The organism is Helicobacter sp. T3_23-1056 (assembly GCF_053654535.1).
On the sequence record NZ_JBSIUU010000001.1, the window covers coordinates 32,557 to 58,894 of the forward strand.

At 37.9% G+C, this 26,338-nt stretch carries 18 protein-coding genes, 1 pseudogene and 1 CRISPR repeat array; of the genes and pseudogenes, 9 read left to right on the forward strand and 10 right to left on the reverse strand.

Annotated elements, in window-relative coordinates; all coding sequences use genetic code 11:
• Nucleotides 1-91: 91 nt before the first annotated feature.
• The 3 genes from ACWIUO_RS00180 (at nt 92) to ACWIUO_RS00190 (ending at nt 7,134) form a co-directional block, all read left to right on the forward strand.
• Entirely contained in the window at nt 92-4,111 is a 4,020-nt protein-coding gene (locus ACWIUO_RS00180; RefSeq protein WP_454175932.1) for an efflux RND transporter permease subunit, read from the forward strand.
• An 11-nt stretch (nt 4,112-4,122) separates the two neighbouring features.
• A complete protein-coding gene (locus ACWIUO_RS00185; protein WP_454175933.1) occupies nt 4,123-5,364 on the forward strand; it encodes a TolC family protein in 1,242 nt (413 codons plus the stop codon).
• Nucleotides 5,365-5,505: 141 nt separating this feature from the next.
• Complete coding sequence (locus tag ACWIUO_RS00190) at nt 5,506-7,134, forward strand: phospholipase D family protein (protein WP_454175934.1); 1,629 nt, start codon at nt 5,506-5,508, stop codon at nt 7,132-7,134.
• 249 nt (nt 7,135-7,383) lie between these two features.
• On the opposite strand, the gene ACWIUO_RS00195 is transcribed toward ACWIUO_RS00190, so the two are convergent.
• The 3 genes from ACWIUO_RS00195 to ACWIUO_RS00205 form a co-directional block, all read right to left on the reverse strand.
• The gene (locus tag ACWIUO_RS00195) at nt 7,384-7,902 is read right to left on the reverse strand and encodes a hypothetical protein (protein ID WP_454175935.1); all 519 of its coding nucleotides are present in this window, start codon (nt 7,900-7,902) and stop codon (nt 7,384-7,386) included.
• Between the two features lie 75 nt (nt 7,903-7,977).
• Nucleotides 7,978-8,139 (reverse strand): hypothetical protein, encoded by a 162-nt coding sequence (locus tag ACWIUO_RS00200; protein WP_454175936.1) that lies wholly within the window; start codon nt 8,137-8,139, stop codon nt 7,978-7,980.
• A gap of 204 nt (nt 8,140-8,343) precedes the next feature.
• A complete protein-coding gene (locus ACWIUO_RS00205) occupies nt 8,344-8,514 on the reverse strand; it encodes a hypothetical protein (protein WP_454175937.1) in 171 nt (56 codons plus the stop codon).
• Between the two features lie 560 nt (nt 8,515-9,074).
• Here ACWIUO_RS00205 and flhA point away from each other — a divergent pair.
• Both flhA and ACWIUO_RS00215 read left to right on the forward strand, forming a co-directional pair.
• The gene (gene flhA, locus ACWIUO_RS00210) at nt 9,075-11,303 is read left to right on the forward strand and encodes a flagellar biosynthesis protein FlhA (RefSeq protein WP_454175938.1); all 2,229 of its coding nucleotides are present in this window, start codon (nt 9,075-9,077) and stop codon (nt 11,301-11,303) included.
• Between the two features lie 60 nt (nt 11,304-11,363).
• Nucleotides 11,364-12,605, forward strand: a complete 1,242-nt coding sequence (locus ACWIUO_RS00215; RefSeq protein ID WP_454175939.1) for a DHH family phosphoesterase — start codon at nt 11,364-11,366, stop codon at nt 12,603-12,605.
• A gap of 259 nt (nt 12,606-12,864) precedes the next feature.
• On the opposite strand, the gene ACWIUO_RS00220 is transcribed toward ACWIUO_RS00215, so the two are convergent.
• The 3 genes from ACWIUO_RS00220 to ACWIUO_RS00230 form a co-directional block, all read right to left on the reverse strand.
• A complete protein-coding gene (locus tag ACWIUO_RS00220; protein WP_454175940.1) occupies nt 12,865-14,610 on the reverse strand; it encodes an OmpP1/FadL family transporter in 1,746 nt (581 codons plus the stop codon).
• Between the two features lie 298 nt (nt 14,611-14,908).
• Nucleotides 14,909-15,163 (reverse strand): hypothetical protein, encoded by a 255-nt coding sequence (locus ACWIUO_RS00225; protein ID WP_454175941.1) that lies wholly within the window; start codon nt 15,161-15,163, stop codon nt 14,909-14,911.
• Nucleotides 15,141-15,281 carry a hypothetical protein gene (locus tag ACWIUO_RS00230; RefSeq protein WP_454175942.1) on the reverse strand — a complete coding sequence of 47 codons (141 nt, stop codon included), beginning with the start codon at nt 15,279-15,281 and terminating at the stop codon, nt 15,141-15,143. The genes ACWIUO_RS00225 and ACWIUO_RS00230 overlap by 23 nt, the downstream gene beginning before the upstream one ends.
• Nucleotides 15,282-15,702: 421 nt before the next feature.
• Nucleotides 15,703-16,666: direct repeats of the CRISPR family, unit length 36 nt; unit sequence GTTTGAGTATGACCTGATTTTACAAGGGACTAAAAC.
• Between the two features lie 23 nt (nt 16,667-16,689).
• Here ACWIUO_RS00230 and ACWIUO_RS00235 point away from each other — a divergent pair.
• A complete protein-coding gene (locus tag ACWIUO_RS00235; protein WP_454175943.1) occupies nt 16,690-17,394 on the forward strand; it encodes a hypothetical protein in 705 nt (234 codons plus the stop codon).
• A 55-nt stretch (nt 17,395-17,449) separates the two neighbouring features.
• Here ACWIUO_RS00235 and ACWIUO_RS00240 read toward each other — a convergent pair whose 3' ends face one another.
• On the reverse strand, nt 17,450-17,578 hold the full coding sequence (locus tag ACWIUO_RS00240) for a hypothetical protein (protein ID WP_454175944.1): 129 nt from the start codon (nt 17,576-17,578) through the stop codon (nt 17,450-17,452).
• A 70-nt stretch (nt 17,579-17,648) separates the two neighbouring features.
• On the opposite strand from ACWIUO_RS00240, the gene ACWIUO_RS00245 reads away from it, so the two are divergent.
• Complete coding sequence (locus ACWIUO_RS00245) at nt 17,649-18,974, forward strand: DEAD/DEAH box helicase family protein (RefSeq protein ID WP_454175945.1); 1,326 nt, start codon at nt 17,649-17,651, stop codon at nt 18,972-18,974.
• Nucleotides 18,975-19,181: 207 nt separating this feature from the next.
• Entirely contained in the window at nt 19,182-21,344 is a 2,163-nt protein-coding gene (gene flgE / locus ACWIUO_RS00250) for a flagellar hook protein FlgE (protein WP_454175946.1), read from the forward strand.
• Between the two features lie 29 nt (nt 21,345-21,373).
• Here flgE and ACWIUO_RS00255 read toward each other — a convergent pair whose 3' ends face one another.
• Entirely contained in the window at nt 21,374-21,526 is a 153-nt protein-coding gene (locus ACWIUO_RS00255; protein ID WP_454175947.1) for a hypothetical protein, read from the reverse strand.
• A gap of 415 nt (nt 21,527-21,941) precedes the next feature.
• On the opposite strand from ACWIUO_RS00255, the pseudogene ACWIUO_RS00260 reads away from it, so the two are divergent.
• Nucleotides 21,942-22,382, forward strand: a pseudogene (locus tag ACWIUO_RS00260) (sodium/glutamate symporter); the annotation flags it as partial.
• Nucleotides 22,383-22,518: 136 nt separating this feature from the next.
• Here ACWIUO_RS00260 and ACWIUO_RS00265 read toward each other — a convergent pair.
• Entirely contained in the window at nt 22,519-24,708 is a 2,190-nt protein-coding gene (locus ACWIUO_RS00265) for a glycosyltransferase (RefSeq protein WP_454175948.1), read from the reverse strand.
• Nucleotides 24,674-26,326, reverse strand: a complete 1,653-nt coding sequence (locus tag ACWIUO_RS00270) for a polysaccharide deacetylase family protein (protein WP_454175949.1) — start codon at nt 26,324-26,326, stop codon at nt 24,674-24,676. The genes ACWIUO_RS00265 and ACWIUO_RS00270 overlap by 35 nt, the downstream gene beginning before the upstream one ends.
• Nucleotides 26,327-26,338 lie beyond the last annotated feature (12 nt).

The window sequence follows — 26,338 nt, forward strand, 5'->3', positions numbered from 1 at the left end:
ACTTGAAGCCACACTTGAAGCGATTTGCCACAAAATCTATATAAAAAGCCAAAATCAACAAAACAAGCAAAATCCACCAAAAGAACGCCAAATGAATGTCATAAATCTATTTTTAAAAAATCGTGTTTTATGCGCTGTTTGCGCAGCATTTATTTTGCTTTTTGGGTTTATCTCATCTCAAAAAATCCCCTACCAGCTTTTGCCACAAATCACCAAACCAACCATTAGCATTTACACTTCGTGGGCAGGTGCTTCGCTCTATCAAGTCGAAAAAGAAATCATCGAAGTCCAAGAAAAACACCTAAAAAATCTAACCCATCTTCAAAGCCTAGTTTCCACCTCACGCGATGGTATGGGAATCATAAACTTAGAATTTTCGCTCCAAGCGGATATGAAAAGTGCTTTTTTGCAAGTAAGCTCCAAGCTAGAAGAAATCAGTGGCTACCCAGAAAATGTCCAAAAACCCATCATCAAAGCCACAGGGGAAGTAATCCCTATTAGCATTTATTTGTTTGCAAAGGGGGTGGATTCTAGTGTGGCGAGTGGGGCGGGTGTGCCGCGTGTGAATATAGAAAAGCAAAAAGATTTTATAAATGGCGAAATAGTCCCGCTATATGAGCGCATAGATGGCGTAGGCGAAGTAGTAATATCAGGTGGAGTCTCCACCCAAGCACATATCTATCTAAACGCCCAGCAACTAGCCTACAACAACATAACCATAGAAGAAATCATCTCCGCAATCAAAACCCAAAATCGCAATATCTCTGCGGGCAATATCGATTTTGACCAGCGAAACTATCGCTTGCAAACTATCGGGGAATACCGCTCACTAAATGAAGTGCTAAACACCATAATAAAAGTCCAAAATGGCAAAGTAACTAGACTAAAAGACACCGCCCACATAGAAATCACGCACGAGAAAAAAACAAGCCACAATATCCACAACAACGATGAAACCATCTCTATCCAAATCCGCCCAACCGCAGAAGCAAATATATTAGAGCTAACACAAAAAGTAGAGGATTTAACCAACTTTCTAAATGCCGAGATTTTGCCTAAATCAAATCTAACAATCGAGTGGGGACGCGACCAGAGAGGATTTATCCTAAATGCCATCTCCCAGCTAAAAAGCTCCATAGCATTAGGAATGCTCTTAGCAATCATAGTTCTATGGCTTTTTTTGCGAAATGTTGCTTCGCTTTTTATCATCGTCCTTGTGATTGCGCTAAGTATCATCGGCACTTTTATTTCTTTGCATTTGTTTAATAGCACGCTAAATATCATTTCCTTAGCAGGCATTTCTTTTGCCATTTCGATGGTGATTGATTCAGGTATCGTAATGCTAGAATCAATCCTGCGCAACCAATCCAAAAACCACGCCAAAAATCCACCAAACGACACCACAAGCACAAAAACAGCAAGCACCCAAAATCATACCCCACATACCGAGCTAGAATCCACGCTAAAATCCACCTCCAAAGGCATAAAAGAAGTGCTAGGCGCGCTTTTTGCATCTAGCATCACTACGATTGGAATCTTTGTGCCGATTTTGTATTTGCAAGATGAGAGCGGGCAACTTTTTGCAGACATTGGCATAGCGGCAAGTAGCGCGATTGTGATTGCGTTTTTTGTATGCGTGTTTATTTTGCCCGCATTTTTGGTAAAACGCACAAACAATGAATGTAAAAACGCTTTGACAAACCCTACAAATCTAGCAAATCCACACCCCACACCCCACTATACAAAGGAATATTTTGAAGCCAACCACACAAAGACAAATCCGCTAAAATCCCCCATAAAAGCTCTAATAAATGCTTATCAAAATATTTGCGCAATATCTAAAAAAGCTATTTTGTCTAAAATCCCTCAAAATCTAACCAACATAAAAAACACCATAAACCCCACCAAAAAAACTTACTCCACTGCAAAAAAAAGCACGCAAAACTTTACGCAAAATTTAACGCAAAAATATGCGCAAAAATATATTGCCCATATTTTAAAATACACAAAACCACTTGCCAAAATCTGCAAAAACTCCGCACAAAATCTTATAAAATCTACCAAACTAACAATCACAAAATCATTGCAATTTTGCAAAAATTTATACGCAAAATCTAGCCAAATTTTTAAAGAAAAATGTAGCTTAAAAATGCAAAAATATTTACCTAGCAAAAACTTTATCACGCATATAGCCACGCGTATAAAGGCGTTTTTGACTACTACAAATCAAAAAAAAGATAGATTTTATAAATGGCTTTTTGAGCTTGGAGATTATTTGCGTGCAAACATAATGCGACTGCTTTTTGCCTGCGTGCAAAGCCCAAAATCTAGGTTTATTAGCATATTTTCTTTTCTTGGCATTACGATAGGATTTAGCTTTCTTGCGTTTCCAAAAAGTGATTATATGCCAAAAGGGGAGCAAAACTTTATCATCGCCTATCTAAACCCACCGCCCGGGCTATCTCTAAACGAAAAACAATATATCGCAAATGCGATTTTTGCGCATATCTCGCCATTTTTGCGTGTAAATGGCTACACAAAAGAGCTTCAAAAAGACTGCGAAAAACAGGCAAAAAAACACGCAAAAAAAAGCACGCAAAATCTTGCGCAAAATTCTTTACAAGATTCTTTACCAAATCCGTTGCAAGATTCTGCGCAAAATCCTACGCAAAATTTTGCACAAAATCTAGCGCAAAATCCTATGCAAGATAATAACCCACAATGCGTGCCTGTGATAAAAGATTTTTTTGTAAGCGTGGGAAATAGCATTTATTTCTACCTTGTCGCAGAAGAGCCAAAAGAGGCAAAAAACCTCATCGATTTTGGTAGAAATATCATCGCTCAAATCCCAAATGTATCAGGCGTAGTCCTGCGACAAGAGATTTTTAGCGTGGCTGGTGGTAGCAGTGTGGATATAAATATTAGCGGTGGGGATTTAGGCAGGCTAGCAGATGCGGCTTTGCAAACCCAAGAGATGATAAATGAAAAATTTCCCAATCTAAATGTCCGCATAGTCCCATCCCTTGCGGAAAATAACCGAGAGCTAAATCTCTATCCAAATCCATATTCGCTTAGCACAAATGGCTTAGATGTCGCTAGCTTTGGCAACATAGTCGAAGTTATCACAGAGGGCAAAAATCTAGGAAGTGTCCGCCTTGCAAATACGGATATTTTGGAGGGACATAGCGCAAATGCGGGGGATTATATAGAATTAGTGCTAAAAGGGAGCGAAGAAGAGCAAAATCGCTCACCTGAAGACATACTCTATGCCCAGATATACGCGCCAAGCGGACATATACTAATGCTAGGAAGCCTAAGTGAGGTCAAAAACGAGCTAGGGGTGGCTAGGATTAGACATTTTGAGCAAAAGCGCAATATTTTACTCATACTAAATCCCACAAACACGGCAAACACGGCAAAATCCCCACCGCTAGAAGAGCTACTAGAATCGATAAAATCTAGCATTATCACCCCTCTAAGCGCGGAATTTAGCGATTTAGACATAAGCCTAAGTGGCAGTGCAAATAAGCTAAGCAAGCTAAAAACTGAACTAGCGTTTGGATTTGGTTTGGCAGTGGTGATTACTTATTTGATTTTAAGCGCGCTTTATGGTAGCTTTTTTTATCCATTTTTTATTATTTTGTCCGTGCCTTTGGCGACAAGCGGAGGGCTTTTAGGACTTTTTGTCGTAGATAAACTAATCGCCCCGCAAAATCTAGATGTCCTCACAATGCTAGGATTTATAATCCTTGTAGGAAGCGTGGTAAATAACGCCATCTTAATCATCTATCAAGCCAGAATCAACTACAATGACTATCAAATGTCGTGGTGGGATAGCGTGTTTGATTCTACTAGCACGAGGCTTAGCCCGATATTTATGAGTATGCTTACAAGCGTGCTAGCCCTACTCCCCCTAGTCGTTTGGGCAGGGGCAGGTAGTGAAGTGTATCGCGGGCTTGGAGCGGTGCTTATCGGCGGGCTTATGGTGGGTGGGATAGTTAGCATATTTTTGATTCCAGCCTTATTGCTTAGCTTTCCACCAAAAAGTTTTCACATAAGCGATTTTGCAAAATCGCTAGCAAAAATTTTTGCTACAAAATCCAAACAATAAAAGGCAAATAAATGAGATTTTGCGTGTTTTTTAGCGTTGTTTTTATTGTATTTGCTAGCCGTGCAAATGCCCTAAATATGCAAGAAGCCATCGACAAAGCCATAGAATATTCAGCCAAAATCTCTGCCCAAGCTAGCACCACAAAAGCTGCCAAATATTACAAATATTCTACTTACGCAGGATTTTTGCCAAGCGTTAGCGGGGGCTACACTTTTAGCCACAATGCCCCAAGCCTTAGCCCCACTTACGCGCTAAATAGCCTAAATATCACGGCAAATATGAATGTGTTTCGCGGTTTTAGTGATTATCTAAATTTCGCAGAAGCTAGGCAAAATCTATCACGGCAAAATCTAGGGCTTAGCAGTGTCAAAGCAGATATTATCCTAGCCACCAAGCTAGCCTATATCAAAGTCTTGCAAAATCGCGCCCTGCTAGCCACAGCTAGAGAATCTGCGCGCTTGCTTGAAGAGCAACTAAAAAAGGCAAATTCTTTTTATCAGCAAGGGCTAAGGGCAAAAAATGAAGTCCTAACAATGCAGCTCCAGCTATCAAACGCACAAATCACCCTAGAATCTGCCAAAATGAACCTAACTTATGCCCTAGCAGAATTAAGCAATTTGCTAGGCATAGACACAAAAGATGAAGAAGTAAGCGAGATAGATTCCATAGAATTAAAAGAATACAACAAAGATGAGTTGCTAAACCTAGCACTGCACAACAACCCCGACTACCTAAGCCAAAAATCGCGCCTAGAATCCGCAAATATCGAATTTAGACGCGCTAAGGGGGCGTTTTTGCCACAAGTGGATTTGGTGGGCGTGAAGTATTGGTATATAGACGGGGCTGGGCAAGCAAGCGCAAACTACGGGCTACAAAGCCAAGTGCGCGTAAATATAAGCCTAAATTTGTTTAATGGACTAAAAGATGGATTTTCCTACCAAGTCAAGCGATATGATGTTTTATCCTCAAAATCCACTCTTAGCCAATACGAGCGCAATCTAGAAATAAGCCTGCAATCTTTATTGCGCGACTATCAAAACGCCAAACATCAATTCCAAATCGCCCAAGATTCCCTCCAAAAAGCAAAAGAAAACTACCAAATCATCAATAACCGCTACTTGCAAAATCTATCCACCTACACCGAGCTAATCAACGCCCAGCTACTTCTAACCACAATGCAAACGAGCATAAATCAAGCCAAATACAACCTAATCTCTATCCAATCCAACATCGAGCGACTAAGCAAACCATAATGCCTTTTGCCAATCCAAAATCTAAACGCAAATCCACATTACAAAAATGTAAAATATTTAGCTTATAATGCGTTTTTGATTCTGCCAAAATCCACAAAATCTATGCTAAAAACCTAACAATACGGATAAAACGGATAAAAAATGAATAACAACTTTGCTTTAATGATATTGTTTTTTTTTAGCTTTATGCTATCAGGCTGTGGGTTTGTGATTCCAAGCACGCATTATCTAAACGCCACTCAACAAAGTGATTTTGAAAGCAGGGATTGGCTATCTACCCCCATAGCCCTGCCTTATATCGAAGAATTGCAAGATGAAAACAAAAGTGGCGCACTGCTAGTGAGCGAGGGACGAGAGGCGATATTGCACCGCATAAGCCTAGCGCGAATGGCACGCTACTCCATCGAAATCCAAACTTACATTTACAAAAATGAGCTTGCCTCACGCGTGCTTATGCACGAAATCTATGAAGCCGCAAATCGTGGCGTAAAAGTAAAGATTTTAATCGATGATAATGGGCTAGATTCGGATTATTCTGATGTCATCGCGCTAAATCATCACCCAAATATACAAGTGCGGATTTTCAATCCCTACCGCAATAGAATCAAACTTTTTCGACTAGGGGAGATGATTTTCCGCTTTGATAAAATCAACCGCAGAATGCACAACAAACTTTTTATCGCGGATAATATGGCACTAATCATTGGCGGGAGAAATATCGCTGATAGCTATTTTGATTCTAGTGTGAATGTAAATTTTGCCGATACGGAGGCGTTTTTCATCGGCAAAATCGCACAAGATGCCAAAGAGAGTTTTAAGCAATATTGGCAATATCATCGCGCTATTCCTGTGGAGTTTTTGCCATCAAAACGCAAGATGAGAAAGTTTATGAAGCATTATCCATCTATCATCAAATCCCTAGAATCTGATGAGGAAAAATGGCAGCAATACTCTCAAGCCATCAATGAGGCGATTGAAGGCTACCAACAAAAAAATAATAAAATGTATTGGGGGGAGGCAAAACTAATCGCTGATGATGTAAAAAAAATCGATGAAAAAAACCCCACAAGCAAAATCTATGAAGAGCTAAAAGATATTTGGGAGGGGACAAATGATAGTATCTATATCTCATCAGCCTATCTTGTCCCGGGCAAAAGAGGGCTAAGCATAATGCAAGATTCCCTCCAAAATGGGCTAAATCTATTTGTGCTTACAAATTCTCTCTCAAGTATGGACGCTTTGCCTGTGTATGCGGGGTGGGAGCGATATAGGGACAATCTTGTGCGACTTGGAGCGCAAGTATATGAATACCGCAGGGGCGAAGACAAAGTCAAAATCCGTGGGCGCACCTCACGCGGTGCTAGCCTGCATAGCAAAGTGCTTGTCTTTGATAAACAAATCACTTGGATAGGTAGTTTTAATCTAGACCCGCGCTCAAGTGTGATAAATACCGAAATAATGGCGACTTTTGATAACAAAGAGTTTGCCACAGAAGCCACAAAACTAATCCATATCGATATGCAAAGGGCGTGGAGGCTAGAGCTAAGAGGTAGCAAAATCCACAAAAATGGCACAACAAAAGGTGGCAAAATATGGTGGTGTGCGCCTGAATATGTGGAGGATTTTGCAGATGATGGCAAGCAAATCTCTTTGATAGATGATGTGGTGCGCGAGGGTGGAGAGCTATGCTATAAGCGTTCGCCCGATACTAGCGTATTTTTGCGCTTGCTAAATGTATTTATGCGACTTTTGCCAGAAAATCAAATCTAGCAAATGCTAGCAAATATACTTAAAATCTAGCAAACTCTATCAAACGCATTATTTTGCCACACGCTATATTACCAAATGTGTTAAGTCGCTACGCATTATATCGCCATAAGATTTTAAGGCTACTTGCTTGCATTAGTGTTTTTGCGCGTAGCGATTTTGCGATAACTATTGAAGCGATAATAAGATTTTGGTGAAACGATAATAGGATTTTGGCTAGCATTTTGCCATATTTTTCGTGTTGTCCCTCGCTTATGTATTGTGTATAAAAATTTCAAATTTTCGTCGAAATTCAAAATCACTAATCGCGCTAGATTGTGTATCTTGCTCTTTTGGCACAAATGGATAATATCTCGCCCCACGCCCGATTAGTTGCGCTCCTTTTGTGGTGTCATTTATCGCGCCTTTATTAAGGCGGACAATGTCAAAAAGATTTAGCACATCCCAGCCCTCATTTAGCTTATCCACCGCAAAAATCGCGCGAATCTCATTATCTTTTGCCTCCAAACTATTTAGCAATATTTGCTGATTTTGTATGTCTTTGTCATTATTTGCGTTGATAATATGCGCAGGACTAAACAGCTCTTTTATCATAAAGCAAAGTTTTTGGCTTGTGATTTTTTGCGCTTCAAAAAACTCTCTTACCTGCCTAAAAAGCACGATTTCATCATCATCACTTTTGGAGAGATTTGCATACGATTCTATAAAATCCGCCACTTGTGTAGAATCTAGATTCTCTACAAACTCCAAAAACGCCTTTTCATTTGCCAAAGTTTGCTTAATGATTGCTTAATCATCTTGCTTTTATGCAAAATCACTATTGTCTTGCCACTGCGTGTCGCCCTATTAGACATTAGATGATTTGTGCGCGGATTTTGCCTTTGCAAGAGTTAGTGCTTTAAGGCTTTTGATTTGATATTGTCGCAAGGTTTTGCTTAGGTTGTTTGTGATATGGCTTGGGATTTGTATATCGTTGCCAAAATCTAGCACATTATCCTGCGCCATCATTGCGAGCGTTGCTATGCCACGCGTGGCAATCTATTTATTAGTTTTACAAAAAGTGTTTTTTTTGCATTTTATAGCGATAGATTACCACGCTTAACTAGCGTTTGCTCGCGTTGACGGAAGCAGAGTCATTGTCTGCGATGACGGAAGTTTCTTTGTAAGTTCTGCAATTTGACTATTGAGGGCTAGAAAGATTTTGCGCGGGAGTTACTCTCTCTCTCTCTCTCTCTCGTTATTGGCAGGCGTGGCATTATTTGTGGTTGTCATATTTTGGGTTAATGTGTCTTGGACTAATGCGATATGATTAGCAAAACCACACGCCAAAGCCACACTTACAAACGCTAATGCTTTATCGATTTTTATACCATACAAAACCATTTCAAAACCCCTTTTTGCACAATCTTTGCACAATCGTAACAAAAACTTTTTAGCGCATTTTAGATTCTTATAAATATGATTTTCTCATTATGTTTAGGATTTTAAAAAAATAAGATTCACAAGCAAAATACTAACAAATTGCAAAATCTTTATATTTAAATAAATATAAAATTACTACCGCATTATCAAAAAATTATCAAAAACACATTTATACTTTTACTTTACGCTTTTTACCATTTCTTAGCCATTTTTAGCTACAATTCAAAGATTTTAATGGCAAAGATTTTAATGCGCTTTAGATTTTGCATAAAAAACTGCAAATCCACGCCAAAAAGTTCAAAAAGCCAAAAAGATAAAAAAAGGCTCAAAAAAGCTCAAAAAAGCAAAAGGCTAAAAGTTAAAAACGCAAAAAAAACAAAACGCAAAAAGCCAAAACTAGGGCAAAAAAAAGCTAAAAAACTAAACAAGGCAAAAAACTAAAAACCCCAAAATTTACCAAAACCATAATCACAAAAATCACAAACCAATACAAAACCACGACACAACAAGGCTAAGCACAGATGGCAAGCACAGCACAAAACATTTCAAAACGACTTTTTTCTTTCTTTGGCGCATTACAAAAATCCAAAGACTTAACCGTCGTAGCCTTTTTGCTCTGCATTTTGTTTATCATCATTGTCCCGCTTCCCCCTGCGATTTTAGATTTTCTCATCACCATTTCGATTATGCTCTCAATCCTTATCATTTTCATCGCCCTATACATTACTAAGCCTACCGATTTTTCGGCATTTCCCACGCTTTTGCTTATCGTTACGCTATATCGCCTAGCCCTAAATGTCGCCACCACGCGAATGATACTCACAGAGGGCTACAAAGGACCAAATGCCGTTAGCGATATTATCGCAGCATTTGGGGAATTTACCATCGGGGGCAACTATGTCATCGGCACGATTATTTTTAGCATTTTGGTGCTTGTAAATCTGCTCGTGGTTACCAATGGCTCTACGCGTGTAACCGAAGTGCGTGCTAGGTTTGCCCTAGATGCGATGCCGGGCAAGCAAATGGCGATTGACGCGGATTTTAATAGCGGGCTTATAAGCGAAGATGAGGCAAAGGCTAGGCGGGCAGCATTGGCACAAGAGGCTGATTTTTATGGCTCTATGGATGGTGCTAGCAAGTTTGTCAAAGGCGATGCAATCGCTTCTATCATCATCACTATTATAAACATTATCGGCGGATTTCTTATCGGAGTTTTTCAGCAGGATTTAAGCATAGCAGAATCTGCTAGCACTTTTAGTATTTTGACTATTGGCGATGGATTAGTGGGGCAAATCCCAGCCCTAGTCATCGCCACAGCCACAGGCATAGTCGCTACGCGCACCGCCGTTAGCGAAAACACAAAAGAGAGTTTTGCGCAAAATCTTATTTCCCAGCTCACTTCCCAGTCAAAAACCCTAATCATCGTAGGCGCGATTTTGCTACTTTTTGCCTCTGTGCCCGGACTTCCTACTTTGTCGCTTATGTTTGTGGGATTGCTTATGCTATTTATCGCGTGGATGCTCTCTCGCGAGGACAAAAGAAGCCTTTTTTCTATCCTCATAGATTGGATAAATAAGCGATTTAATATGAATATTGCTTTGCCAGATTTTGAAGAAGAACAGCAAAAAGAGATAGCCCACTCTCCCCCTCCAAAAGAGGAAAAATCCCCAGAAGAAATCAAAAAAGAAGAAGAGCGAAATCTAAATGACGCGCTAAAAATCGACTTTTTAGAACTAGGGCTAGGATATGAGCTTATCGGGTTAGCAGACCAAAAGCAAGGTGGTGTGCTTATCGAGCGGGTGCGCTCTGTGCGCAAAAATCTTGCGTCAAATTTTGGATTTTTGATGCCACAAGTGAGAATCCGCGACAATTTGCATTTGCCACCTCAAAACTACGAAATCAAGCTAAAAGGCGTAGTCATCGGCGAAGGCTCGGTGATGCCGCATAAATTTTTGGCAATGGATACGGGCATTGTCGGCAAAAAAATCGATGGCATAGAGACAAAAGAGCCTGCATTTGGTATGAATGCGCTATGGATAGAGCCAAAAGACAAAGAAGACGCGCTAATGAGCGGATACACGACAATCGACCCTAGCACGGTCGTATCCACGCATATAGGCGAGCTAGTCAAGCGACACGCAGAGGAGTTTATCACGCGCGATGCAGTCAAAGAAATCCTAGATAGAATGGCTAGCGACTATCCAGCCCTAATCGAAGAAGCACGCAAAATCCCCGCGATGATTCGCTCCGTGCTACAAAAGCTACTATCCGAGCAAGTGCCAATACGCGATATGCTAACTATCCTAGAAACGATTGTAGATAAGCAAAATATGGATATTGATTTTGTAGTAGAAAATGTCCGCTCCAAGCTTGCACGCGTAATCACACACACTTTTGCCGCTGAAGATGGTAGCCTAAAGATTCTCACTTTTGCTCCAATTGATGAAGAGTATCTAACCTCCAAAATCCGTATGGACACAGATTTTGGGCTTATCTTAGAGCTAAGCACGGGCGATACGCAAAAGCTACTAGAAGAGTGCGAAAGCAAAATAGGCGAGCTAAGAGCAAAAAATATCTCGCACTTTGTCATCATAGCAGGACCCAAGCTCCGCCGTCCGCTATATTACAAACTGCGTGAATTGCGCATAGATGTAACACTGCTTAGTTCAGCAGAAATCGACATAAACTCCAAATATGAATTTGTAGGAATCATAGAGCCAAATTTTAGAAGCATACAAAAAACGACATAAATCTAGCTCTGCAAAATCCCACAAAATCTAAACAAAATCTAACACCAAAAAAGGAACAAAATGCAAGTCTTTCATCTCTCACACACCGATTTAGACGGCTATGGCTGCCAATACATCGCAAACAAAGTGTTTGATAATATCACATTTTTTAACTCAAACTACGGCAAAGAAGTAACCACCCGCTTGCAACATATCTGCACCAAAATCGACTCCCAACTAGCACAGGGCGACATATCTAGCACGCTTAGCCTGCTAGAGTCAAAGTTTCGCGCCAAAATCACCGACAAATCTAGCGACAAACGCACCAAAGATTCTACCAAATCTACCCAACCAAATGACGCAAAATCCACAAAATCTAATAAAAAAGAATTTTTGATTCTTATCACGGATTTAAACCTAACCCTAAGCGAAGCAAAATGGCTAAATGACAAAATCGCCTCATATCAAGCAAATGGACACTCCGTGCAAGCCCTACTGCTAGACCACCATATCAGCGGGGAAGAATGCGCTAAAATCTATGAATGGTATCACCTCGATGATACGCGCTGTGCTAGCAAAATCACTTATGAGACATTGCCAAATATGTTTTTAGATTCTGGTGTGATTTTGGATTCTAGCGCGTCTTTAGACAATGCAAAAAACGCAAAAAATGCCAAAAAAAGAGAAAATCTAACCGCCTTAAAAGATTTTGTAGAAATGATAAATGCGGTGGATATTTGGCTAGAAGATGGGGAGTATTTTGAGTTTGGCAAAGTCGCGCTTGGTATGATAGCCCTAAGCAATGAGCTAAATCGCTTTATGTTTGATGAGCCTCATAGGGCGTATAAATTCGCGCTTTTGGATTTTGCGTTTGAGTATCTGCCAAAAGGCGCGGTAGAGTTTGATAATGCGGTTTTTATGCTAAAAAAGCTAGCGTTAAATGGAGAGCCACAAAAAGAAACGATGGATAGTATCTGCTCGCGCAAACAATGTGAATTGCTAGAGGGTATGAAAGATAAATGCACGATTTTTTATGGCGATAAAAAAGGGTTTTTGAGCTATGGTATGGGCGGGATTAGCGTGCTTGCAAATCGCTTTTTGCGACAAAATAGCGACTATGATTTTTATATGGATATAAATATGCGCGGGCTTATTAGCCTGCGTGCAAATGGAGAATGTGATGTAAGCGAGCTAAGCAAAGAAGCGTTTAATGGCGGAGGGCACAAAAACGCCGCAGGTGGCAAGCTGGATAATTTTAAAGAGAGTTTTGCCTACGAAGATATAAAATCCCAAGTCCAAAACGCATTGCAACAAAACTCTTAAATACGCCAAATATTTTTTAAATGCCAAAATCTTTTCAATGCTAAAAACACTTAGAATGCGTAAAATCACTGAATATTGCGTCTTTTAAATAGCATAAAATCTAGCAAGCTTTCGCACACCTACAATGCGAGATAGAAACAAAAAAAAGCAAGATAAAAGCAAGATAAAAAGTAAAATCTAAAAAGAGTCAAAAACCAAACGAAGTTTTTTTGACAAAAAGTTTTTCAAAAACCCCAAAATCTAACGCTATAAATAAGCCCTACCACCGATACCCTAGCGAAGCCGTGTAGATATATAGCCCGCCAAGCCCCCCGCTATGATACATTGAGCTCATTGAGGCTTTGTATGTCCAGCTACCTGCTAGCCCAAAGTCAAATCCCTTAAAATTCCTCTTTAACCCCACGCCTACCATATATCCATCGCTATCGGGTATGCCGATTTTATCCTGTGGGCTAGGGGCTGCATCATACGCCACAGAGCCCATAAGGCGATTTTTTTTGCCTAGATATGTAGCCCCTAGTCGAAAGGTATTGGTATCCCTCCACCCCGCACCCATATTGCTTACCACACCAAAATCCGCTATGCTTACCATATCTTTTAGTGTCGCCCCGCCTTGCGTCTCCCATACATCGCGGTAGCTTACTATCCCATTTAGCCCCTCATATTTTGCGTTTTCAAAATCTGGCGTTACTCTAAATTTCCACCCCCTACTCCAAAATGTCCGCTCATACACCCCCTCTAGCCTCACTCGTTTGGCAAAAAACTCTTGTGCGTAAGCCACAGTTAGGATTTCAGGCATTTGCACTTCGATTTTTAGCGGAGCGGTGGTAAGCACATTGCCCATAGCACCGCCTACATAAGTCGTGGCTTTTACCTCGCCACTCATATCAAATTTTACAGGGGAGTTATACACCACGCTAAACATACCACTATCCACCACACGCATAGATACAGCCAAGCGATACCCTACGGACAAATCGCTTCCCTCGCTTTTTTGATAGACTTTGGAAGTGCCATAGAGGTTTGTGGTTTCGCTTTTTACCGTGCTCATTAGCGCACCCCAATTCACGCATTCTACCCTATCGCCCGTGCAACCATCTACTCGTAGTTTTATTCCCCCAAACGCATCTGCTAACGCCTGCACAAAACTAGAACTCAATAAACTTCCTACAACGCCATCTCGTATAGATTTTGGGATAAGAATATCTAGCGATTCTGGGTGTTTGGCTAGATTTACGATTTGGTCGGTGGTAAGTGAGATGCCTTTGCCATCTTTATCTAGCGGGACATACACGACATTGTTAAATTTCCCCATAGCATACATTCCGCGCGCTCCAAACCCTATGCTAAATCTATCTGCCACCGTCCAAGATATGCTAGGGGATGCTTCAACCATCATTATAAACACATCTTGTAAAAACTCCCCTCCTTTGCCCGCCCACTCCATCGCTAGCCCCGAGCTAGCTACGAAGCTAAAACCTAGTGTGATTCCGTGATTTGTCCTTGTTTTGTAAAAAAATTTGGGCAGGATAAAATTTGTATCGCCTGTGCTACCTGTGATGATTTGAGAATCCGCTGGGGTATGGTCTAAAATAATTTCTTTTTGTAAATCTTGCAATCCTAGCCCGGGAAAAACTTTTCCCATAGTATCAATAAGTCCTTTTATGCCTTCATCAAACTGCAAAGTGGTCTTTGAATAAAGCCCCTGATTTGTCGTAGGCACATCAAAGCTAAATCCCGGAATCCGTATAAGTGAAGTAGCTAGCTCAAACTCACTTTTATTCTCCCCCCAATCGTTTTTAAACCCCATATTCGCGGGATTATAATAGCTCGCATCAGCACCGCGCGCACCCGCGATATATGTCGAGCTAAGCGCAGTGGCATTTAGGCTTTGCTCTTGGATTTTAAACCCATTTGCTAGCCCAAATCCACCACCAAAAAACGCGCTAAAAACAAGCGTATTTAGCCCAAACAGCGAAATATAAAAACCTGCCCTAAATCTCATAAAGCTCCTAAATATCACACAAATAAATTCACTAAATACAATCATTTTAAACATTGTTTAAGCATTTTTCAAAGATTATTTATCATTACTCAAACATTATTTAAGCATTATTTAAACATTATTAAACACAGCAATTTCAAGTCCAATCTATTATAACGACCAAATCTAAATCGACTATTTTTAGCGTCTAGATATTTTGCGTTGCTTAACGCTTACTAAACTTCCGCTAAAAATATCCACTAAAAACACCTACTAAAAAATATTTACTAAAAACGCCCACTCAACGCCCACACGCCCACTAAAAATACCCACTAAATACCCACTCAACGCCTATACGCCCACTAAAAACCGCTAAAAAATATTCATAAAACACCCACTCAATATGACAAGAAATTTTGATTTTGTCATTGCTAGATTTTGCATTGCCGTTATTGCTAGTTTTTGCATTGCCGTCATTGCTAGAATCTAGGCTTTTGTAAAAAAAGGCTAAAATCGTAGCAATCCACTCTCTCATCGTCATTACGAGCGTTTTAGAATCTGTTTTTAAAAACATATTCTAACGCGTGGCAATCCACACCGCAATCGTCATTCCCACGCATTAGATTTTGCGTTTTAACAAAATCTAATGCGTGGCAATCTATCCGCTTGTCATACGACAAACATTCCGTCATTGCGAGCGTTGCAACGCAACGCGTGGCAATCTATGCTTTTTATCATATTTTAGATTTTCCTTTGTCATTACTTAAAACCCAAGCACAATATCTAAAAACCTCAAAAACTAACATTTTTTAATCAAACCTGCCCAAACCATAATCCACAAAAATCATAAAAACACCCCCCAAAAAAACCTCTAAAATCCTATAATCAAAAAAAGCAAAAAAACGCCAAAAAATACCAAACCCCACCAAAATCCACATAAAAAATCCCAAAAAACTCACAAAATCCACCCAAAAATGCAAAATTTTAAATCCCCATAACCCCGCACACTACGCCACTCCAAAGCCTAGACCCCTTACAAACTAGCTATTTCAGTATATTTTAAGCTACACAAAGCTATAATACTCCCTGCCAAACGAGAGTTGCGAAGAGCCTGTTTGAGTATGACCTGATTTTACAAGGGACTAAAACCCAAATGAGCTGCCAAATGAGCTGCCAAATGTTTGAGTATGACCTGATTTTACAAGGGACTAAAACAAAGCAAGTATGATTAACTTGCAATGCTGGGTTTGAGTATGACCTGATTTTACAAGGGACTAAAACGCTCAAGCACTAGGATAGCAGAGTGGTTAGGTTTGAGTATGACCTGATTTTACAAGGGACTAAAACATGGTGTAATCCTCTAACATTTCCAAAATAGTTTGAGTATGACCTGATTTTACAAGGGACTAAAACCTATCAGCCGCTTGCTTTTCCAGTGCCCATGTTTGAGTATGACCTGATTTTACAAGGGACTAAAACCATCTTGTCGGTATTTCATTAGTTGCGCAGGGTTTGAGTATGACCTGATTTTACAAGGGACTAAAACTCAATGATTGCGTTCACATCATCGTTTATGAGTTTGAGTATGACCTGATTTTACAAGGGACTAAAACTTAGCTAAAAAATGCTTAGGCAAAAATTTTTAGTTTGAGTATGACCTGATTTTACAAGGGACTAAAACGCAATCGTGGCACACCTTTTTTTACTTTGTGTTTGAGTATGACCTGATTTTACAAGGGACTAAAACTCATCACACATAGCCCTGAAGAGTGCATAAGTTTGAGTATGACCTGATTTTACAAGGGACTAAAACACGCCGAAGAAGATAACATCACTTATGCAAGTTTGAGTATGACCTGATTTTACAAGGGACTAAAACTTTTTGTAAAAATATCACAAATGTGCATATGTTTGAGTATGACCTGATTTTACAAGGGACTAAAACAAGTAGGCTTTTAATACTCTGCCTAAGAAGGTTTGAGTATGACCTGATTTTACAAGGGACTAAAACATTCTTAACATCTCCCACTACAACTTCATTGTTTGAGTATGACCTGATTTTACAAGGGACTAAAACTAACCCCACACAAAGAAACGCAAATGAGAGACCCAAACGAACAGGAAGTGAAAAAACTACAAGAGAATTTTAAGAAGTCTTTTGAGTTGATGGCTGAGTATAGCGCATTGGAAATGCAAAGATGCAAGGAATTAGGCATAAAAGAGCCACCTTGTTTTGATATAACAAGTGGGGATATGTCCTCTTTTGATAAGTATTGGGGGGATAGGCTTATGTTTTATGCTAATAGCAAGACGCTTAATGGCAACAGGTTGCATTATCTCACAGAACAAAGAAAGCTAACTAAGGAAGCAGTGGGGAAAATACCGCCTACGCTATTCTTTTTAGGCAAAATGATACAATTTTGGTGGCAAACTTTTTATCTGTTTTTCTTAATGCTAGTGTGGGTTGAGCCTATCACAATAAAGGCAAATCAACCCTATCGTGTGCGTATGCTTGCAAAGCTAAGGTTTGCTTATAGGATAGCCAAATCGGCTAATGTATCTTTTTTAAGTGAATTGCTTGATTTTAATGAGATTGCTTTGACAAAGACTGATTATTGGGCTAGTGAGTATTTAGAGAAACACCCAAATGCTACAAAGCTACCATTATTTTTGCGCTTGCGATATGGGGTTTTGTTTAACCTGCATAAGTGGCACAAAAACGCAGAAAGGCTTGTATGGCATAGGCGTATAGAAACTAATCAAGCAAGAAAAAACCTTGATGATGCAAGAAAAGGTGGGATTTAGGAGTTTTGGGGCTTTTGAGACTTTTAGATGTGTGTAAAATATCTCAAATATTGAATCAAAATAGAGATATTTCGCTTCGTGCTTCGCTCAATATGACAAAGAAAATAGATTGCCACGCTCGTTTCACTCGCTCGCAATGACGGCGTAAGTGTGGATTGCCACGCAAAAATTCACTTACGCTCATTTTTGCTCGCAATGACAGAGATATTTCGCTTCGCTCAATATGACAACAACATAAAACAAAGGATATAAAAATGAATACTCAAAACTTAAGTCAAAAATTAGCAAATGTGCTGGAATTTGGTAATGATATACAAATCCCCGAGTATATCACGCACAATCTCTCTAAAACATTGCGACAATATCAAATCCAAGCCTTAAAGCACTATCTCTTGCAAAGGCAAAATCCGCGCACAAATCATTTAATGTTTAATATGGCGACAGGCAGTGGCAAGACGCTCATAATGGCTGCGCTAATGCTAGAATGCTACAAGCAAGGGTATAGAAACTTTGTCTTTTTTGTCAATAGCACAAATATTTTGGAGAAAACAAAGAGCAACTTTTGCGATGAGAGAAGTGAGAAATATCTCTTTGCGCGTGAGATTGTCATAGAAAATCAAAAGGTTGAAATAAATGCGGTTGAGAGTTTGGGCGAGTGCAAAGAAAATGCGATAAATGTGTATTTTAACACGATTCAAGGGCTGTATAATCTTTTTACGCAAGAGAGAGAAAACGCGCTATCGTTGCAGGATTTGGCGCACCAAAAAATCGTGCTTTTAGCCGATGAGGCACACCACCTAAACGCAAACACAAAAAGCGATGAAAATGAAAAAGGCTGGGAGGGAATCGTGCAAAAAGCATTTAGCGCAAATGCGGAAAATTTGCTTTTAGAATTTAGCGCGACAATCCCAAAGTTTGAATCCGTGCTAGAAAAATACAGCGATAAAATCGTGTATGAATACGCTTTGAAACAATTTCATAATGATGGATTTAGCAAAAAAATCTACTTGCTAAAATACAATGGATTAGAGATTGGCGAGCGGTTTTTGGGGAGTGTGATTCTTAATATTTATCGAATGCTTTTAGCGCAAAAACAGGGGATTTTCTTAAAACCTGTGATTTTGTATAAAAGTAAGACTATTAACGAATCTTTGGCAAATGAAAAGGCGTTTTTGGAGTTTGTAGAGAATCTAGATTCTACACAAGTGGCGGATTTTATAAAATCGTATGCAAATCTCTCCAAAAGTGATGATGATGAAATCGTGCTTTTTAGGCAGGTAAGAGAGTTTTTTGAAGCGCAAAAAATCACAAGCCAAAATCTTTGCTTTATGATAAAAGAGCTGTTTAGTCCTGCGCACATTATCAACGCAAATAATGACAAAGACATACAAAATCAGCAAATGTTGCTAAATAGTTTGGAGTCAAAAGATAATGAGATTCGCGCGATTTTTGCGGTGGATAAACTAAATGAGGGCTGGGATGTGCTAAATCTTTTTGACATTGTCCGCCTTAATAAAGGCGCGATAATCCCCACCACAAAGCACACAAAAGCACATTATAAAAAGGCATTGTTTTTTTGATTCCCACATTACATTTTCCACATCTCCACATCTCCACATTTTCACATAGACTTTCGCTGTTTTTTACTTATTTTCGCTGATTCTCGCCCATAGATTCTCATTCTAGGATTTTTTACTTAGTTTTTTATTTTTGCATATTTTTTGGATTACTTTTGGCATACTTGTTGCTTTTGACTTGCTAGCAAATTTCTCTCAAAAAGGACGAAAATGTTACGGTCATTGTGGTCAGGCGTAAGCGGTATGCAGGCTCATCAAATCGCACTTGATGTAGAATCTAATAACATAGCAAATGTCAATACGGTAGGTTTCAAATACTCTAGGGCTTCGTTTGTAGATATGCTATCTCAGACAAAGCTAATCGCCACTTCGCCATACAAAACGGGGCGAGGCGGGCAAAACGACTTCTCTGTCGGGCTTGGCGTGAGTATCAATGCGACAACAAAGGTATTTTCACAAGGTAGCACGCAAAATACCGATGTCAAAACAGATATTGCCATTGAGGGCGAGGGCTTTTTTGTCATTTCGCCAGATAGGGGTATCACGCTAAATTATACGCGTGATGGAAGTTTCCTCTTTGACGCAGATGGCAATCTAGTTACCACAGGTGGCTATGTCGTGCAAGGGTGGCTAAAGGGCGATTTGAAAAATGCTTCTAAAATGAGTGAGCAAGAGTTTTTCCAAATCGATAGCACAGGACCGATACGAAATATCCAAATTGACCCAAATATGGTTATGCCCGCTCGCGCTTCGGCAAATATCAAACTTCGTGCAAATCTAAACGCAGGCAGACATGTCGATCAAAATGCTAATATTTACGCGCTAGATTCTACCACTAGCACGCCTGCTGATGGCGTATATCCGCTGTATGATTCTGCGGGCAATCGCACTCAATCCCAAGAAGATATGGGAGCGTTGTTTAACCAAGATGGCGATGCGTTTGGGCTCACAGAAAATCAAGGCATTTGGGTAAGCTACAAAACCTCCACGCTTGTAAATAGCCTAATAGATACCAATGAAGTAAGCACCGTGTCGATAAATGGCAAAAAAGTATCTTTTAGAAACGATTCTGCGATGAGCGGAATCTCTACGCTTACTTCTGCGATAAATGCGATAAATGCTATCACAGAAAAAACAGGTATCGAAGCCTACCCAGAGGGCAAAATGCTAAAAATCATCAACCGAAATGAAATGGACGGCGATGAAAAAACCAAAAATATCTTTATCACCGTTAGTGGCACGGGGGCGTTTGCAAACCTCGTAGAAGGCGATGCAGATATTACCTCCTTCCGTTATCGCTATACCAAGTCTGAAACGCCAGATTCTACCACAGGGCAGTTTAGGACGACTGAAGAGCTACGCAGATTGCTCCAATATGATGCCAATATGATAAAGTATCCCGATGTAGAATACGCCGATAGCACCGCTTCTGTATCCGTCATCGTAAATGAATATGGTATGTTTGAAATGCAAAATAAAGCTGTTGAGGACGATGAAGATGATGAGACAAATCGCAATATGTCGATTTTTGTGTCCTCTTATGGAAGCGACCAGATTTCTACCAATGTGCTATTTAAAAACACGATGCGTGGGCTAAACACCGCAGCACTTATCGAGGGCGGGGCAGCGGTTTCTACGACTAGGATTAGCCACGCTACGCACGCTACGACTATCGAGCTATATGACTCCATAGGCTCAAAGCATACAATTAGGTTTGAATTTGTCAAAACAGGGCAGGCAGAATGGAGCTTTAGGGCTATCGTGCCAGAGCCCGGCGTGCTTTATGGCTCTTCGCCTATCCGTCCAAATATCTTTGAGGGTGGGCGACTTAGGTTTAACAAAGACGGAAGTCTAGCAGGTATGAATCCACCGATTATCCAATTTGACCCCAAAAACGGCTCTATCGCCCCACAACGACTAAGCCTAAGTTTTGGCGCGACAGGTGGATTTGGCGGATTGACAAGCGTGGATAAAGTCTCTGAGACCTATGCTATCGAGCAAGATGGCTATGGTGCGGGGGATTTGGTAGATGTGAGGTTTGACCAAGTGGGCGCACTTTTGGGTTCATTTAGCAACGGACGCACAATCGCGCTTGCCAAAGTCGCCCTAGCCACATTTGCAAACAACGCAGGCTTGCAAGCAGAGGGTGGGAATGTATTTTCCACCACAGGCAACTCTGGGCAAGCAATGATAGGCGCGGCAAATACAGGGCGCAGAGGTGGCGTGGCAGGCTCTAAGCTAGAGATGAGTAATGTGGATTTGTCTCGCTCGCTTACACAGCTAATCGTTGTCCAGCGTGGATTTCAAGCCAACTCAAAAGCCGTAACGACTTCTGACCAGATTTTAAATACCCTGCTAAATCTAAAACAATAATTTGGTGGTTTTATAAAGTTTTTTAGAGATTAGCGCAGATTTTGTTGTTGCGTGGTAGGTTTTTGGGGGTTTGGATTTTGGGATTTTGTGTGATTTTGGAGGGTTAGATAGGGTGGATTTTGTAAAAATTGGGTTTTTGTAAAAGTTGATTTTGTTGATTTTGTAAAAAGTGGATTTTGCATAAAATCTGCTTGCTAATTTATGCTGTTTTTATGTGTTTGTTGAATTTTCACACAAGGCAAAATTATTTACTATTTTTGCCTTACTTAGGTTTCTGTCTTACTTAGACCTCTTGTGTTGAAATTTTTTCACAGAATCCAAAAATATCTAAAAATTTTAATAGCGGATTTTGACATAAGCAAATTGGAATGTCAAAATCCGCTATACTAAAATCATTCACACACCTTTTGCAGTGCCAAACCTAGCTGATATTCATAGGTTTTTGCTAATTAGCTTTTTATAAATTCGCACATTGATTTACGCTCAAAACTATTGCCCAAATTCCCCAAAAAGTGCTAAGATTTGCCTGCTTTATGTCGCAATAGATTTTAAAGTAAAGCGGGAAAAGTGTTTGCAATTTTTCAAAAATTCATTTGTGGCGTAGTGTTGCGAAATCTTTTAAGCGCGCTAAAAATCCATCAGGTTTTTGATAGAGAAGTCTCTGTCATCGGCAATGTCAGCCTCTCACTATTTTTGGCATTTGCGATGATGAGTATAAATCTTTGGGAGCTAGTGGCGTTAGCCTTGCCTATGCTTGTGATTTTGTCTATACAATCGATTGCTATGGCGTTGTATGCGATATTTGTTACATTTAGATTTTGCGGGAGGGACTATGATGCGGCGGTTTTGGCAGCAGGGCATTGTGGATTTGGGCTTGGGGCTACACCTACGGCTATGGTAAATATGCAGACCGTTACTTCGCACTATGGGGCTAGCCATATCGCTTTTATCATCGTGCCTTTGACAGGTGCTTTTTTCATCGACATTATCAACGCTATCGTGATACAAGGCACACTTAGCGCGTTTATCAGTGGGTAGATTTTGCGCAATCTCAATCGCATTACACTAACTTGGATTTGTGATAATTGGGATAATCTAGCACTTTATGCAGAATCTATTTTTTGATAGATTTTGCATTTTTGCTTGTTTTTTTGTTTGATTGCAAATTGTTATGTTAAATCTCATTGGTATTTATATATTTGAGGATAATTTTATATATTGATTTTTTCAAATACAAATTATTCGCGCAAAATTTTTTAAATAAATTTAAAATAAAATTTAAATTATTTTCAAATTCTAAATATTCTTTATAATAGAGTTTATAATTTTTAGTATTTAAAATATTTTTTATTTCTTCGTTTATAGTTTTGATTCTAAATGTATTTGAAATAAGTTTAATTTTCAAATCGTCCAATAAAGTCGATAAATATTTTCTACACATTAAAAAAGAAGGCTTTTTATTAAATTTAATTTCTTTACAGATATACTTAAATAATCTATAAAATACTAATCCTATTAAATCCGCTTCCATTTTCTCGTATTCTTTTTTCAAATCCATATTTGAATTTCTTATATGAGTAATAGGCAAATTAAGTTCTTTAATCTTTCTATTAATTAAAATAGAATTAACTATAGCCCAATTAAAATCGCTTCTTCGATTATATTTGCCATTGTCTGGCGTAAAATTTTCAATTTTTAAAAGTTCTGGATTATGAATAATGGTATTCCCTCCTCTATATAAAGTATAGTTTCCTATTTCTCCTATTGAGTTAATATTTACTTCTATATTTCTTGTGGAAGAATAACCGCTTTTAAGGTTGTTTATAAAATTATTTATAGTAATATTAAAATTAAAAAACGGATATTCCAAAAAATCAAAATTCTTTGAAGAAATATCATAATAATATTCTTGCTTATATGTATCCAAATAATCGCGTATATTTTTTGTTTTACCATCAATTTTTATTTTAAAATATAAATCTAAAAGTTGAGTTCTTATCATAGAAAAAAACGGCAAAGGAGGTTCTCCGCAATTACCGCATACAAACGCGTCAATATTTTTATCGTTATATTTAGCAATATAATGCAAATAATTTATATCATAAGGTTTATTTTTATATAATCCGTAAAATACGCTATCGTCATCGATAACCCAACTTACAAAATTATTTCCATATTTTTTCATTCCCTCTTTATAAATAAATCTTTGCAAATATGTTCGATTTTTAGAGATTGAATATTTATTTTTAAGCCACTTTACTTTTATTTTGAAATTATATTTACTTATTATATCATTGAATATTTTAGGCTTTATTGCTTGAGACGAAGTTATTATGCAAATAAAAAAATCTTTTAAGTATAAAGAATCTTTTAAAACATTTTTAGAGAAAGAAAAAAGTATATCGTCAAGATTTTTATAGTCAAAACATATAAAACCCAAGATAAGATTAACTTTGCTCAAATTATTTGGCATTTTATTTATTTTGTTTTTAATTTCAATTTTATTTTTATCATTATCTGGTTTATAATTAAATAAAGTTTTAGCCCTTTCCAAAGATTTTGATTTGATTTTTTTATCGAATAAATGAGAATATTTGCGGTAAAATAGATTAAGTCCTTGAAATTTGCTGTCTTTATTTGTGGTAACTCTATTTATTTTATTATCGTAAAAATAATTAATCAAAGTTTCTTTTATAAATAATGTTTTTATATTCTTATTGCATTCTATAAATTCTACATATCTCATTATTAAATCTCTATCGGTAGCGCTTTTCATACTTTCGTCAAAACAGCCTATGGATAAAAATACCCATAGATTTATAAACAAGTTGCTTCCTTGTATATGAGGATTTTTAATAAATATATTTTCTTTGGTAATGGTTTGTTCGTTAGGATACAATTTTTTTATGCCGTTATCATTTATAAAGTTAATCCCGCAAGCTACCAAGCCTATAATATATTTCTCGTTTATATTTATAGCATTTATACATTTTTCCAAATAAGAATTTTCCCATTCATCGTCATCGTCCAAAAAAGCGAGATAATGAAAATAAACATTATCTAAATTTTTTAAATCTATGCAGGATAAAGCCGCACTATTCCAAGCTCCAGTGCCAGAATGGAATTTAGTTCGATAGTTTTTAATAATCTTTGTTGGAAATTTTTTCCCAATATTTATCCGTTTTCTAATGGCTTTTAAGTTGTTGTTAATGATATTATATTGAGTTTTATCTTTATTGTCGTCTACTATGATTACATTAACATTTTTTGAATATGTTTGATTATATACGCTTTTTAAAGCTCTATTAAATAATAAATCGGTTCTGTTATTACTCGTTGCAATTATAACCGTAATTTTTAACATCTTTTCTTCCTATACGAAAACGATTATTCAGTTCGCCTTTTATTGATAAGCAATATTCATATCCATGGTTTTTGCAAAATTTATATAAATCATTATCGCTCTTTCCTTCGGGATAGACAAATATTGAAATTTTATCGTTAATAATTTTTTCTAAAATATTTTTGGATTCCATTATTTCAATATCGCTATCTTCTTTGTGGAAAGTTAAATCTCTATGAGTAATTCCATGCGAACAGATTGTGGCAATTTCGGATAATTCTTGTATATCTTTATTGTCTAAAAAATCTAAAGATAAATCGATAGAAAATGCATTATAAAAATCTAATAAAATATTCGAAGGTTGTTTAATATAATGTTTTTTAAATATCTGAATATTAGCATATAAATTATTACTCGGCATTTTAAGATTAAAAAATTTAAAGGCTTCTTCTAATCTTTTAGATTGAACAAGATAATAAATTGCGTCCATTCCGCTGAATTTATGATAAATTGAATCCCCGACATTTATTGCAAAAAGAAGCGATTGTTTTTTGATATTGTAAGATTTAACTAAATCTTTAGCCGCCCATAAATGCTCTTTAAATCCATCGTCAAAACTTAAGCAAAAATATTTATTTGGATTTTCTATACATTCTTTAATATTTCCAAATTCAAATCCTTTTCCCAAATAAAATTCTATAATACTTTTTAACTTTTCATAAGTTATAATCATATTTCTATCAAAATATAAAGGATTTATTTTTTGTTCCTCATTATATAAAATTCTATGTATCATTAAAATATTAGTATTTTCTTCTTCTCGAATTCTTTTATTTGAACGCAAAACCTCTTCTAAAAATTCGGGTTTATATCCGTTTTTTGTAGAATGCTTAACAATTCCAGACAAATCTTTAGGCAAACATTTACCGCCAAAACATAAATTATCGTCTTTATTATATATAGCCGTATGAGTTTTAGTAATTCTTGGGTCTTTAAGCCAAAGTTCTCTAACGGAATTATAATCCGCTCCAAAAGTTTCGCATATTTTATAAAACTCGTTACAAAATATTATTTTAGTAGCGAAAAAAGAATTTTCCATATATTTGCATATTTCGGCATTTAAACTTGTCGTTTGTATATATTCCTTTACCGGTCCCGCAATTTTAGAAAATATATCGACAATTTCGGCGGTATCTTTTATATCGCCTCCAAAAATAAAATACGGAGTTTTAATAACTTCTTTATTGAAATCGTAAGGATATGGCAAATCATAAGTCGATTCGCCGATATATTCTGGACTAAACACAATTCGTAAATGAAGATATTTTTTTGATAAAATATTTGTAGTGTTTGGCGGAATAGTGGATTTTATTAACACGAGAGTTTGTTTTCTAATATTTGCCAATACATTTTCTACAAAACTAATATCTACGCTTCCATCGTCTTTACTTGGAGTTGGCACGCAAACCACAACCAAATCCGCGCTATTTAAAATATTGCAATCTCTTTTTACAAAATCATATCGCTCTTGAATCTCTTTAGAATTGTCATATACGAATACTTGATAATGTTCGTAAGTTTTAAAAAATTCATAAAACGCCTTTCCTACATATCCATAACCAGCTATACAAATTTTCATTTTTACTACTCC